This window comes from Roseibium album, from assembly GCF_965233825.1.
Taxonomy (GTDB): domain Bacteria; phylum Pseudomonadota; class Alphaproteobacteria; order Rhizobiales; family Stappiaceae; genus Roseibium; species Roseibium album.
In genome coordinates, this window is the sequence record NZ_OZ247583.1 from 1,466,266 (window position 1) to 1,479,172 (window position 12,907).

Genomic DNA, 12,907 nt, shown 5'->3' on the forward strand with positions numbered 1-12,907 from the left:
CGCACCACTGGTGCGCATTTCGCGGATACTCATTTGCCGTCGGCTTCGTCCATGAGACCACGTATCCACTTTGCGGCCCACCACGTTGCGGGTATGCCCAGCGGTATGCTGAGCCAAACGGACATGACGGGTGAGATCGCCGGAAAGCCGAGCGCGATTCCGATCAGACCGAGCAGGAACAGGTTGATCGCGACCGCTCCGGCTGCAAACGGATAAAACACAATGGCCAGTTTTTTGACAGACCAGGTATTGTCGGCCTCGGTCATGCGGCTTCGCTCCTGATTGACGCGTTGCGCAGCGAGTTTGCAATCAGTTCGGGGATAAACGCGGCCTGTCCGATGCAGGGCAGCCGTACGCCCTGAAAGCCGGCCGAATCCAGCGCCAGGGGGATATCTTCGCGCACGTGCCCACCGGGTGCCGCAAAGAACGGTATTTCAACTGTCTGTTGATGACTGCCCGCTGCAGCTGACGCTAGATGAGGCGGCTCTTCGAGAAAACCGGTTCTGATGTCCCGAACAGGCAATACCCGGCGCAATGCCGTTGCAAACCGGTAGGTACATCTTGCAGCACGTGAACCGTTCGGGGACCCGTGTGCTGCGATGAGAATATCGGTAGCCTCCATCAACCAGTTTCGCCGTTCGATAGCTCTGCATAACACCCTTGCAGTCAGTCCGGGCAATTCAGGAAGTGTTCCCAGAGGTGGCAGCTGGTAGGCGTTGAAGTTGGCAAGACGCGCGGGGAGGGCGGTTTGGGTGAACCAGCCATCGGTCATGAAAAGGGGAAAGACGAGCGGTGTGCCCGCGCATGCATCGATGGCCCGTTCCAGCGTGCCCGGTGCCGCCAGGGTCGCGGAACGGATCACCCAGCCATCGAGTTGACGAGCGACCTGTCGCGCAAGGACGTTCAGATGATCCTCGCCCGCCTGCGGCCTCGAAGGCTGACCGTGCGATACGATCAGGGCCTCAGTGACTGGTTCCTTCGGAGAAGGTGATCTTGTTCCAGACATTGTATTTTCCCGAAGGTTTGCGCATGGGCAGACGCCGGACTTCTTCCAGCGTGTCCGCGTCATAGACGATTACCGCACCGTCGTCCTCCCAGATGGACACCAGTGCATGGCTGCCGTCGCGCGTGAATTCGACATGGGCCACGGTCGCGCCTTCTTCCGGCCGGAGCGTTTTGACGATCTCCAGGCTCCCCTTGTCGATCACGTGCATGACGTCCTTGTTCGGACCGAAGAAAACATCCACCCAGACATAGGGTGAGTTTTCGTGGCTGCGCATGAAGAAGCCGGGACCGAGCGTCTCGATCTGCTTCACCGTTTTCCAGGTCTTCATGTCGATCACCGAGACCGTGCCGTCCTTGAGATGCGGCGTCGCCATGACGGTCGTGTCGCCGTATTTCCAGGTGATACCCGATCCCAGATGGGGCATGCCGGGCAGATCCAGATCGGCGATCTTGTGTCCGATGACAAGGTCGATCACCTGACCGCCGTCGCCACTTCGCGATGCGCCCATGACATACTCGTAGCTCTGGTCGAAGAAGAAATCGTCCAGATAGTCTGGAGTGGTGATTTTGCGAACCGGAAACGGCTTTGTGTGACGTGCCGGACCCTCGATGCGCCAATCGTGGGCGAAGCCGTAATGTGGCGGGTTGGGGCCATAAAACACTTCCCAGATTTCCGGCACATCTTTCAGTGCCAGCACGAAGCTTTCGCGCGGTGGGGCCTGATAGACCGCGGAGATCCTGCTCGGAGTTCCATCCTTGCCCTTGATCTCCTGAACGGCAGCGACGCTCAGGTCTTCGGTTGAAAGAATTGTGAGTGTGTTCGGTAGATAGTTGGCTACCGCCACCCAGTTGCCGTCATGGCTCATGGCGATGTTGCGGCTGTTAAGACCCGCCCGGATGCGTCCGACTTCCTGAAGAGAGTAGAGGTCGTATTTCTGGACCCAGCCGTCCCGGGACATGATGAAGACATATCGGCCGTTCGGACTGAATTTCGGTCCGCCGTGAACGGCGAAAGGTGTTGGAAACCGGTCGAGCGTTTCGAAAGTGTCGCCGTCCAGCACGCTGACATGATGATCGCCTGTTTCCACGACGAGCGTGATGTTGAACGGATCGGACGCCCAGACAGGTTCGTCCGCCGGCCGATACTCCGGATTGAGTTCGCGGCTCGCCATGATTTCTTCGGTTTCCCAGGGGGGGACGTTGTCGAGCGGTTGTTTCAGGTAAGCCGAAAGCGCGTCAATCTGTTTGTCGCTCAACAGGTCGCCGAAGGCAGGCATCTGTGTTGCTTCGCGGCCATCGCGGATCACCGAGATCAGATTGGGGCCGCGCATCCGGCCAAGCGTCTGCGGGATCAATGCGGGACCAATGCTGCCCAGACGGCCGGAACCATGGCACTCCTGGCAGTTGTCCGCATAGTCCTGTGCCGGGTCCGCCAGAGGTGCGGAAACCGCGATCAGGAGCGCGCTAAGCGAAACGATGAGCCGGATCATGGCGTTTTCCTCTGAATGGGGTCACGGTCAGGCGGTCGAAAGCATCGTCCAGCACGCCGATCTCGCTGTCGCTGAGATAACAGGCCGGGTCTTCGGCCCAGGGATCGCCTGTGAGTTGAAGCGCGCGAATGCGCGTGTTGCCGCCACAGACATCCTTGAGCGCGCAGGCACCGCACCGGCCCTTGAGTGGCCGCGGCCGCGTCCTGAGTTGCGCCAACATGGGATCGTCGCCGGTCCAGAGCGCTGAAAAGGGATCGGTCTTGACGCTGCCGACCGTGTAATCGGACCAGTAGGTGTCCGGATGCACGTTGCCGAGCGTATCGATGTTCGCGACACCGAGACCTGCGGAATTGCCGCCCCAGGCCGCAAGATGTGTCCTGACGTGATCCGCCGTTGCATCATCGAACTTTTCGCGGACCCAGTTCAGGAAATAGACCGCATCGGCATCATTGTTGCCGGTTACGATATCAAGTCTTCGTCCACCATTGACACCGGCCCACGCTCTCTCGAGCAGAAGATCCATCGCCCAGCGGGAGCGTTGGTGCTCGGCGTCTTCACCGCGGTTCTTGTCTCCGCGTCCTGCATAGACCAGGTGAGAAAGATAGAATTTGTCGACGCCTTCGTCATCGCAGAGTTTCAGCAGGTTTGGCAGGTGCTTGTGATTGCCTTCCGTGAGTGTGAAACGCAAGCCGACCTTTATGCCGCGGGATTTGCACTCCCGCACACCGCGCAACGCGTCTTCATAGGCACCCTCGACGCCGCGAAACCAGTCATTGGTCGCACCGATACCATCGATTGAAATGCCGACATAGTCGAAGCCGACCTCGGCGACCCGATCGGCCGTTTCGCCATGGAGCTTCGTCCCGTTGGTCGACAGTGCAAGCATGTGCACAAGGTCTCGGGCCCTGAAGGCAATGTCGAAAAGGTCCCGCCTGTCCATCGGCTCGCCGCCGGAAAGGATCAGGGCAGGAATCCCGAACTGCCCGAGGTCCTCCAGCGTTTCCATTGCCTGCTGGTGGGTCAGCTCTCCCGGAAAATCGACATCTGCGGAAACTGTATAGCAGTGACGGCACTTGAGGTTGCAGCGACGCGTCAGGTTCCAGATCACCACCGGTTTCACCGGTCTGTCGGTTCTCCGGACGCGAACCGGTGTCGGATTGGCAATTTGCTGCATGTATTCCGTCAGGCGAAACATGGTTCAACCTTTCTGGCCGCTCAGCCGCATTCCGGTCTTCTTCAGGATCCGGGTGGAAAACAGGATATCGCTTGCCCTGCAGGCTTCGCCGAGCAGGTCCGCAATCCTGTCCCGTTTGATCAGAACCTCTTCCCGGCTGTTGCCGTGCACCATGGCAAAGAGGTTATAGCGCCACACCGGAAGCGCCCGCGGGCGGCGATAGCAATGGGTGACGAACGACAATGATCCGACCTGCTCACCAAGCTCATCGACCACTTTGTCGTCGATGTCCCAGACCGACATTCCATTTGCCGTCATTCCAAGCCGGTAGTGATTGGGCGCGGCACCGATCCGTCGGATGATCCCCTGGGATTTGAGAGACTTCAGACGCGCCAGTAACTCGTTTTCGCTCATGTCGAGGGTTTCGGCGACGACCGCAAACGGTTGTGGCACCAGCGGCAGTCCGGCCTGTGTGGCTTCAATGATAGCCCTGTCTTTTGTGTCCAGTGTCATGCGTTTACCCGAAAGCCTACGAAGAATTCGCGTTTCTTGGGAAACAGGAGAACTTCAAGTCCCGTGTCGTGCTCGATTTCCTTGGCCGTTCTCATGATGTCGCCACGACTTTCGGTCGCCAGCACGAACCACATGTTCAGCCTGTGGTCCCGCTCATAATTGTGCGCGACTTCCGCGTGGGCATTGACTTTGGTTAAGACGTCTTCGAACCGGTCTTCGGGAACCGACATGGCACAGAGGCAGAAGGCGCCGCCGAGCGCTTCGGCGTCGAAAAACGGGCCGAATCTGGTAAGAAAGCCGTCATCCCTGAGTTGCCGCACCTTGTCGACGATGTCCTGTTCTGACAGGCCAAGGTCGTCGCCGATCGTCGCAAACGGGTTTGAGACAAGCGGCAGGTCATCCTGGAGGCGGTTGATCAGCTGCCTGTCCAGCTTGGAGAGGTCCCGGGTCATGCTGCCTTCCCTTGCGGGGCAATCATCGCCCCGGTTTGCTTGAAGCAGCGGCTGGAAAACAGGATTTGATAGGGAACCCCCGCCAGTTCGGGCAGTCCGGAGGCCTGCGTCAGTGTTTCGAGCGCCTTGTTGCGGCTTTGCGCATGGATCATGCAATAGAGTCGGTATGGCCAGATGCCTTCCACCGGGCGGCGCTCGTAACAAAGGGTGACACCGGGATGTGCGGCAAGAGCCGGACCTGCCTTGTCTATGTGCCCAGACTCAATGTCCCAGACGACCATGGCGTTCGACCGCCAGCCGAGGGCACGGTGCCGGACGATCACGCCCAGACGCGAAATTATTCCCGCCTCCTGCAGCACGTAAATGCGCTCAAGCACATCCTCTTCGCTCCGGTTCAGAGCCTGGGCAATCTGAAGATAAGGGCGCCTGGACAGCGGCATCCCGGTAGTGAGCGCCTGCAGGAGATCGTTGTCACCCTCCTGCAGGCGCTCTTTACGAACCGGCCGGGACGCTGGTGGCCGGTCCATTTCTCCGTTCAATCTGAATCCGAGATCAACGTTGAACGGTCTGACCAGTGGAAGGTCGAGAACGCGCAATCCGGTCTGTTTCTGGATGTCGTTCAAGACCCGGTTCACATGATCCCTGTCGGGCCCGGTAGCTACAAACCAGAGGTTCCAGTGATTTTCCCGCTGATAGGAATGGTTGACGCCGGGTTGGCCGCCGACGATTTCTGCAATGTCTTCCAGTCTTTCACCTGGTGCCGCGAGCGCTGCCAGTGTGCTCGCGGAGACCGAGTTCGGCGCGCAGGTCGCACCCACCCGGGTTATTCGTCCGGAAGCCTTCAGTTTTTCATACCTGCCGATAACGTCCGCTTCACTGCAGCCCAGTTCCAGGCTGATCCGTGAAAACGGTCGCGGCTCAAGCGGAAAGTTTCGCTGCCAGTCGTCAAGGAGTTTCAGATCAAGGGGATCGCCGATCCGTTCCATTGCTCAAAGTCCCGTTCTGTGCGCCCGTGAGGTGAAGAAGATGCCCGACGGGCTTTCCGCGTCGATTTCGCCTCGCTTTTCGAAGGTCCTCGTGTCGTAGATCATGACTTTTCCGGCATCGCGCACCGACATCCATACCTCGTGGCCGCGCGGGGTGAATTCCATGTGCAGAACCGCCTTGCCCGGTTTGAACTCGTGGACGATGTCTTTCGAGACCGTGTCGATGACCTGGATCGTATCGTTGAGTGGGTGGGCAAAATTCACCCATACCTGACGACCGTCCGGACGGGACATGGCAAACACCGGCTGCCCGTATGTGTCGGTCCGTCCTGTCTCCGAAAGATTGCCCGCGTCGATCCAGAGCACCTGGTGATGTCCGACCGCCGGCAGGACGAATTCCTGTCCCGCGCGGGCCCAGCCCTCAAGATGCGGCATCTTGTAGACCGGCAGATCCTTCTGGCCGCGGCCATATTCCGGCAGGACGCGGATTGGTTTTGGTTCGGGGTCCCAAAGATCGATCGCCGTCAGCCCGTCCTCACCAAAAAGTCCTGCAATATAGAGACGGCCGTCGCCGGTAATCAGGGCGTCATAAGGATTGGTGCCTATCTCCGTGATCTTTGTGACCTTGAGCTCTCGGGAAGAAAGATCCGCGATCCATGTTTCCCCATCATCCCAAAGCGTGAAGACGAATTTCCGGCCGGGCGCGTCGACCAGGCCGATTGTCTTGGAGCCGGTCGGAATGTCGGCAACGAGATCCAGCGTTTCGGCATCGAAGATCCGCACGCCGCCCGGTTCATAGTTTGAGACAGCCACGAGCCGGCCATCATCCGAGATTGCGCCACCGATGGCATTACCGGACTGGACGACGCGATTGACGATCTTCTTTTCGGTGATATCGACCTTGGTCAGGCCACCATCCCGGCCGAAGACATAGGCGTATCGCTGGTCCGGGGAGTAGACGAGACTCGCATGAGACAGGTCACCCAGGCCTTCTATCCTAGAAATCGCGGCGCGTTCGGACTGATCCACCAGAAGGAGTGAGCCGCTGGCGCGTTCAACCACCAGCCCCAGGTCACCAGTTGCAACGATTGTGTCAGCCTTGGCGGCACCTGAAAACACAGCTCCCGATATCGCAATTGCGAGAAAGACACCCCTGAGAGCATTCATTTCAATTCTCCCTGCAAGAGATATTCGGCAACCCGTTTCGCGTCCGCTTCACTCATCAAGGGACGCCAGGGCGGCATGGCGGTTTCCGGAATTCCGTCCAATACGACTGTGGAAAGAGTCTCGACGTCATAGTGGGACAGTGATTGGGGCCTGATGTCCGGTCCAAGCCCACCCTTGAGTGTCAGCCCGTGGCAAGACCCGCAGTCCTGGTGGACAAGATTGACCAGGTCAGCCGACGGACTGGTCTCTCCCGCCAGAGCAGGCGTGCAACACAAAAGGCCGATGGCGAACAGTCTAGGCATGGGCCTGCTGTCCGGCGGCGATTGTGCGGCTTGAAACCGTCAGCAGGTCGGATTCGTAAGCTGGCCATTCCGAGCTGAATGTAACGACCTTGCCAATGACAAAGAGGACTGGGGCTTTCAGGGCCGACGCACGAACATCAAGCGTAATTCTGCCGAGTTGTGAAAACAGTCTTGTCTCTCGCGGGGTGGTTGCCTGTGCGATCGCCATGACCGGTGTCGTGTCACTCAGACCTTCGGCAACCAGACGCATCGCGATCTGTCCGATATTGGCAACACCCATGTAGATGACGAGCGTGGTGTCCTCGCAGGCAAGGCTTTTCCAGTCCAGGTCGAGAGACCCGTTGGCCTGCCTGTGGCCAGTGACATAGCGTACACCTGAAGCCAGACCCCGATGTGTCAGCGGGACACCGCTGACGGAAGCTGCCCCCTGTGCAGCGGTGATACCGGGTGCATACTCAACGCATATTCCCCGGGCCATCAAATGCGCGGCCTCTTCCGACCCCCTTCCGAAGATCAGTGGATCACCGCCTTTCAGCCGGGCCACGATCTGACCCTTCCGGGCAAATTCAAGCAGGATCTCGTTGATCCGTTCCTGTGGAACAGGATGGTTGTCCGGCGATTTGCCGACCGGAACCATTTGCGCACCGGCTGGCGCCATGGACAGGATTTCGGGAGAGACCAAACGGTCATACACGACCACATCGGCGTCCTGCAGCATGCGCACAGACTTGACGGTCAGCAATTCAGGATCGCCTGGACCTGCTCCGATGAGAAAGACTTTTCCAGTCATGAAAGACCTCGCTTCTCCTCAAAATTCTCTGGCTTATGGTCTCTTACTTCGCTTGCGATCTGCTTGATAATTGTCAAGGGTTCCGCCACTTTTTTCATCGAAATAAGATGTTTTTAGTCAATGTGTTACGGTGATCATGCCGATCATCTTCTGGGTTTCCCAATGAGGGCCACACAGGTAGTTCTGTGTCGGTCCGGCCGTCAGAAATGTGAATTCGAAGTTTTCTTCGGGAAAGAGGCGATCGGATTCCGGTACACCTTCTTCTTTCAGGATCACGCTGTGGCTGGTTCTCTTGTCGACATTCACCCAGCGGACTGTGGTTCCGACCGGCACGGAAAGGTTTTCCGGGCAGAATTTGTACTTGTACATTTTGACGATTGTTACGCCGTCCTCGTCCGCTGACGGGTGTCCGAACATGTCGACGTAGCGCTCTTCGGCTTCGGCACAAATTGCTGCGGTGTCTTCATCATCCGCAAGGACCGGAAAGGCGAATAGTGACATCAGCAGGAAAGCGGGAAGACGGGCCGTATTCAACAACATGCAATTTCTCCCTCTTTGAACAAACGGGCGGCCGGTTTCCCGGCCGCCTGTGTGGCTACTGTTTGATCACATTGATCTGAGCCGCGTCGTCATCCAGCGCGAAACTGGTGTTCAGCGTTACATGGTGGAAGCGGGCCGCCGCGAAATCGTCATGGATCGCAAACCCGACCGTGTAGGTCTTTCCCGGTTCCAGCGGAACGTCGCCAGGTGCCCCGGAAGCAAGTGGCCGGGCGAACACGACGGTCCACACACCACCTGAGAGGTTTGCCTCGGCGGACATTTCACCATCGTTGGCAACACGGCGGTCCAGCAGATAACCGTTGGAAGCCGTTCCGTCCGCATAGACCCTCAGCAGATCAAGGAAGGTGCCGTCCGCAAGCAGTTGGTCGATCTCTTCAGCTGTCTTCAGCTTGTCCCAACCACCCTGGGCCTTGCCGCGCCGGCCCTTGACCTCGACCTTGGTCCGGCTTTCGGTCAGATATTTGGTGATCGTCTCCTTCGCTTCGAGTTGTGCCGCAACATCGGCATTCGCGGCGATTGCCTCCGCCCCCGGATCGAATGGCATATACGTGTTGTCCGCATGGCAAGAGGACCAGCATCCGGTCGTTTCGCCCATTTCGATGCCGGTTCCGGTGATCATCATGGCAACCTTGATCTGGTTGTCCGGATCCATTTTGCCACCGTCAACGAATGGCGCCGGGTTATGGCCGCCGTCCGGCCATTGGATCCGCACATAAAGATTCTCGTCGTCATGGGCAGCCTGAATGCTCGCATTGATCGTGCCGCGCTTACCCGGGATCGGGGTCGGTTCGATCTCGCCACCGGCAACAATCTTGGTTCCGATCGCCTCTATTTCCTTCTCGTGGCAGGTCGTGCAGGCATCGCCCCCCTTTGTAAGCGGACGCGCACCGCCATGGGTTTTTCCGTTCTGGACCCATTCGAAGGAGGCCTGACCCGGATAGAACAGCGTCAAATCCGTTGCTGCGACCGAATTCCAGTCGATATCCGGAGCGACATTGCCACCGCCATCACCGGCTGCTGCGGTCTGGCTCGCACCGTTTCCTTCCGACTTGGCGCGTTCCTCCGCAACAGCGGCCTCCACAGCCGCTGCGATCTGGGTCTGAACGGCTTCCTGCTGCGCCTTTTGCGCAGCTTTCGCAGCTTCTGCCTCTCCGGCTTCCTTTGCCTCGATACGGGCAAGGCTGGCCATGTATTCCTGCGGAATTTCACGAATGAAGCCGGGATGGGGAGCCTCGAGTTCTTCCAGATACTCCTCGTCGGCCCGGTCACGCAGGTCAGAATGCGCGATGCCTTTGTGACAGTCGATGCAGGTCTGGCCATTGGACATGGCGTTCAGGTGCTGCTGGCGCGCGCGAGGTCTCTGGAATTCCGGCATCATCGATTCAAAATCGTGGCAGTTCCGGCATTCGCGCGAATCGCTGGCCTTCATGCGCTCCCACTCGTTCTTGGCGAGCTGGAGGCGCTTGGCTTCGAACTTCTCGAGCGTGTCGATGGTTCCCACCATCTTGCCCCAGAGTTCCTTGGAGGCCTGAACTTTCCGGATGATTTTGTGGGTCCAGTCCTTGGGCACGTGGCAATCGGAGCACATTGCACCGACACCGGACCGGTTCACGTCGTGGATCGTACCCTTGTATTCTTCGTAGACGAAGTCGCGCATCTCGTGACAGGAAATGCAGAATTGCTTGGTATTCGTGGCTTCCATTGCGGTGTTGAAACCGCCCCAGAAAATGATGCCGCCAACAAACACGGCTGCGACACCACCGATCGGCATTCCCCAGATAAGGTATCTGCGCCAGATCGGCTTTTTCTTGTCACCTTGGCTGCTCTCGGTCATGACCAGGCTCCGTTTTGGATTTCTCCGCCGGCCCTTGTGACCGGGCCATCAGCGATCGCTATGCGGATGCGGGGAGCGTTTGCCCTGTTTGGGGCGACCTTTGGTCAATGCAGTCCCTTCACCGCTGGCAAATGGGAAGGGCGGGCGTTGTGCCCGCCCTTCCGGAGTGCTGGCTCACATCAGGTGACGTGGTTCGAACGGTTGTAGACGTTGAACTTGCCTGTCGGGGCGAAGAGTCCTTTGACCCTGCCTTTTTCTTCAAGCGTTTCGGCGTCGAAGATCACGATTTCACCGTTCGGTTCCAGTGAAGTGGACCGGTTCCATTTGGAGACCCACACTTCCGAACCATCCTGGTTGAATTCGAAATGAACAGCAGCACTGCCCTCTTCGTCGGTGATCTGGATCGTCTTGACGATTTCACCGGTTTCCTTCGAAATGACCTGAACGGACTGCTGCACTTCCGGTTCCGGATGCTTGGTCTGGTCGGCCCAGATGTATTTCGAATTCGGATGGGTCCGGATGAAGAGCCCGGCACCATCGGTTTCCACCTCGTAGCAGATCTTCCAGGCTTGATCGGGATGTTCAGCCGGATCGTTGCCCCAGACCGTCACCGTGCCTTCACCGAGGTGTGTCGTGCCACCGACCGGACCGCAATTGGGATCAACCCAGTTGGCGCCCGGGCCGGGGTGCGGCAGAGCTGCGGTGTCGATCATCGCTTCCAGCTTGTGCGTTTCCGTGTCGACCACCACCATCTTGTTCGACGCATTCGCGGCGATCTGGAAGTAGCGGCCGGTCGGGTCGAAGAAGCCGTCATGCAGGAACTTCGCCGAATCGATCTTGTCGATACGCAGATTGTCGAGATCGGTATAGTCGACCTGCCACAGCTGGCCGAGCTCCTTGACCGCAACGATCCAGGTGGGCTCGTTCGGGGTCGTGTAGATGGCGGCCACGCGGCTTTCTTCCACATATTCGCCATCGACATTCACGCCGCGGGTGGAGACGACTTTTTTCGGCTCCATGGTTTCCGCATCGACGATCGCGAAATGAGGTGGCCAGTATCCGCCGCCGATCACGTATTTGCCATCGCCGGAGACGGCAACGTCACGTGCGTCATACGCAATCTTGACTTCAGCGACCAGCATGTTCTCCGGATTCTGCCAGAGGTCGATCTTGGTCATTTTGCCGTCGCGACCCATGGTGTACCAGAAACGGCCAGGATGCTCGGGCTCGGTGACCGAGTGGTGCTCGGAGGCTTTCAGGACGTGAACCGCGTAACCGGTCGGGATATGCGCCAACACTTCCTTGGTGTCACCATCCACAACTGCAACCTTGCCGACGTCACGCTCGATGACGACAAAGAAGTTTTCCCAGTTCCGGCCGTGCAGGGGCTCGGTTGGATAGTCCTTCGGGTCGACATAGACCTTCCGGGTGGCCTCCATTTGCGCCAGTGACATTTCCGGCGGTGTAGGCGGCTCCATCATGATGTAGGTCGACATGTCCTTGATTTCCTGCTCGGTCATGATGTCCGAGAAGTTGTTCATGCCGCCTTCAGTCCCCCAGGAGATGATCTTTTCAAGTCGCTCCTGTCCCAGTTGCAGCGTACCGCCTTCCGTAACGGTTCCGTCTGCTGCTGTCTTTTTCCATTTCGGCTCGAGATTCTTACCTGTTGCTCCCTTCCGCAGGACGCCGTGGCAACCTGCGCATCTTTCGAAATAGAGCTGTTTGGAACTTTCAAAGGCCTCCTCGCTCAACGTGGGGCCTTCAGCAAAGGCAGGCGCCGTCACACTGCCCATCAGCAGTGCGAGGCAGGTCGCTAACGCGTAGCCTGTCCCTTTTCGTTTTCCTGGATGTGACATTCTCCAAACTCCAAATGCTGGTGAGGCACTCGCGAGTTTGCGCAATCACCGGCCCGCTTCCTTGACTTTCGTTAAGACGAGCCACCGCGGCGTAATTTTCGCATTAATAATTTGAGGCCTTGTCTGCTGACAAGAAGATAAGATTTTGTAAATAAACAAGTTTCCTTAAGGGGGGGCGGTATTCTTGTACCGCATTGTCGCAGCCCGCGTGCCGTGATCCGGACCTCCTTTGGATCGGCTTGACTTTGGTTAAGGAAACAAAGGCACTGCCTGTCACCCTCGTGGCCACGATCAACTCGGGGGAAAGGAGCGCGCGATGCGCGAAGTCATGACCAAAAGCATGGCCCGAAATATTTTCTATGGCGGGTCACTGTTCTTCATCATCATCTTCCTGGGACTGTCGGTCCACAGTCACTTCTATATTACAGGGACATCGACAGACCATGCCGGCATCACCGATAGCGTTGCCGCCGGCAAACGTGTCTGGGAAGACAAGGCCTGCATCAACTGTCACACGATCCTCGGAGAAGGGGCCTATTTCGCTCCCGAAGTCGGGAACGTGATGACGCGCTGGGGCGTTCTGGACGATCCGGACGCAGCTTTCGAAACGCTGAAGGGTTGGATGGAATCCATGCCGACCGGCATCGAAGGCCGCAGGCAGATGCCGAATTTCAACCTTACAGACGAGGAAATCCGTGATCTCACGAACTTCCTGATCTGGACCGACAAGATCGACGCCCAGGACTGGCCGCCGAACGATGCCGGCTGATCTGAAAG

14 protein-coding genes and 1 pseudogene are annotated in these 12,907 nt (G+C 58.2%); 1 reads left to right on the plus strand and 14 read right to left on the minus strand.

All coding sequences use genetic code 11. The features are described 5' to 3' along the window. Positions 1 to 29 precede the first annotated feature (29 nt). From ACO6TI_RS06840 to ACO6TI_RS06905, 14 genes and pseudogenes are all read right to left on the minus strand, one after another. Positions 30 to 266, minus strand: coding sequence for a hypothetical protein (locus ACO6TI_RS06840; protein ID WP_196880099.1), 237 nt, complete (start codon positions 264 to 266; stop codon positions 30 to 32). Beyond that, on the minus strand, positions 263 to 1,006 hold the full coding sequence (locus ACO6TI_RS06845) for a CbiX/SirB N-terminal domain-containing protein (protein WP_197000835.1): 744 nt from the start codon (positions 1,004 to 1,006) through the stop codon (positions 263 to 265). Before ACO6TI_RS06845 ends, ACO6TI_RS06840 begins: the two co-directional genes overlap by 4 nt. Continuing rightward, entirely contained in the window at positions 963 to 2,495 is a 1,533-nt protein-coding gene (locus ACO6TI_RS06850; protein ID WP_209013771.1) for a nitrite reductase, read from the minus strand. Before ACO6TI_RS06850 ends, ACO6TI_RS06845 begins: the two co-directional genes overlap by 44 nt. Next, complete coding sequence (nirJ, locus tag ACO6TI_RS06855) at positions 2,470 to 3,690, minus strand: heme d1 biosynthesis radical SAM protein NirJ (RefSeq protein ID WP_197000834.1); 1,221 nt, start codon at positions 3,688 to 3,690, stop codon at positions 2,470 to 2,472. Before nirJ ends, ACO6TI_RS06850 begins: the two co-directional genes overlap by 26 nt. A 3-nt stretch (positions 3,691 to 3,693) precedes the next feature. Then, complete coding sequence (locus tag ACO6TI_RS06860; protein WP_055391788.1) at positions 3,694 to 4,182, minus strand: Lrp/AsnC family transcriptional regulator; 489 nt, start codon at positions 4,180 to 4,182, stop codon at positions 3,694 to 3,696. Beyond that, positions 4,179 to 4,634, minus strand: a complete 456-nt coding sequence (locus ACO6TI_RS06865) for an Lrp/AsnC family transcriptional regulator (RefSeq protein WP_055391787.1) — start codon at positions 4,632 to 4,634, stop codon at positions 4,179 to 4,181. The genes ACO6TI_RS06860 and ACO6TI_RS06865 overlap by 4 nt, the downstream gene beginning before the upstream one ends. Then, the gene (locus ACO6TI_RS06870; RefSeq protein ID WP_350183794.1) at positions 4,631 to 5,620 is read right to left on the minus strand and encodes an Lrp/AsnC family transcriptional regulator; all 990 of its coding nucleotides are present in this window, start codon (positions 5,618 to 5,620) and stop codon (positions 4,631 to 4,633) included. The genes ACO6TI_RS06865 and ACO6TI_RS06870 overlap by 4 nt, the downstream gene beginning before the upstream one ends. 3 nt (positions 5,621 to 5,623) lie before the next feature. Then, the gene (locus ACO6TI_RS06875) at positions 5,624 to 6,787 is read right to left on the minus strand and encodes a cytochrome D1 domain-containing protein (protein WP_422384615.1); all 1,164 of its coding nucleotides are present in this window, start codon (positions 6,785 to 6,787) and stop codon (positions 5,624 to 5,626) included. Beyond that, positions 6,784 to 7,089 carry a c-type cytochrome gene (locus ACO6TI_RS06880; protein ID WP_108875362.1) on the minus strand — a complete coding sequence of 102 codons (306 nt, stop codon included), beginning with the start codon at positions 7,087 to 7,089 and terminating at the stop codon, positions 6,784 to 6,786. The genes ACO6TI_RS06875 and ACO6TI_RS06880 overlap by 4 nt, the downstream gene beginning before the upstream one ends. Further along, on the minus strand, positions 7,082 to 7,879 hold the full coding sequence (gene cobA, locus ACO6TI_RS06885) for a uroporphyrinogen-III C-methyltransferase (protein ID WP_422384616.1): 798 nt from the start codon (positions 7,877 to 7,879) through the stop codon (positions 7,082 to 7,084). Before cobA ends, ACO6TI_RS06880 begins: the two co-directional genes overlap by 8 nt. Before the next feature lie 117 nt (positions 7,880 to 7,996). Next, a complete protein-coding gene (locus ACO6TI_RS06890) occupies positions 7,997 to 8,419 on the minus strand; it encodes a plastocyanin/azurin family copper-binding protein (protein ID WP_209013770.1) in 423 nt (140 codons plus the stop codon). Positions 8,420 to 8,474: 55 nt separating this feature from the next. Next, positions 8,475 to 9,629 (minus strand): ethylbenzene dehydrogenase-related protein, encoded by a 1,155-nt coding sequence (locus ACO6TI_RS06895; RefSeq protein WP_281931658.1) that lies wholly within the window; start codon positions 9,627 to 9,629, stop codon positions 8,475 to 8,477. Between the two features lie 90 nt (positions 9,630 to 9,719). Continuing rightward, a pseudogene (locus ACO6TI_RS06900) lies at positions 9,720 to 10,274 on the minus strand (NapC/NirT family cytochrome c); the annotation flags it as partial. Positions 10,275 to 10,453: 179 nt separating this feature from the next. Then, positions 10,454 to 12,130: a cytochrome D1 domain-containing protein gene (locus ACO6TI_RS06905; protein ID WP_055391781.1), complete on the minus strand. Its 1,677-nt coding sequence runs from the start codon at positions 12,128 to 12,130 to the stop codon at positions 10,454 to 10,456. 316 nt (positions 12,131 to 12,446) lie between these two features. Between ACO6TI_RS06905 and ACO6TI_RS06910 the strand changes: the two genes are divergently transcribed. Then, entirely contained in the window at positions 12,447 to 12,899 is a 453-nt protein-coding gene (locus tag ACO6TI_RS06910) for a c-type cytochrome (RefSeq protein WP_055391780.1), read from the plus strand. The last annotated feature ends 8 nt before the right edge of the window (positions 12,900 to 12,907 follow it).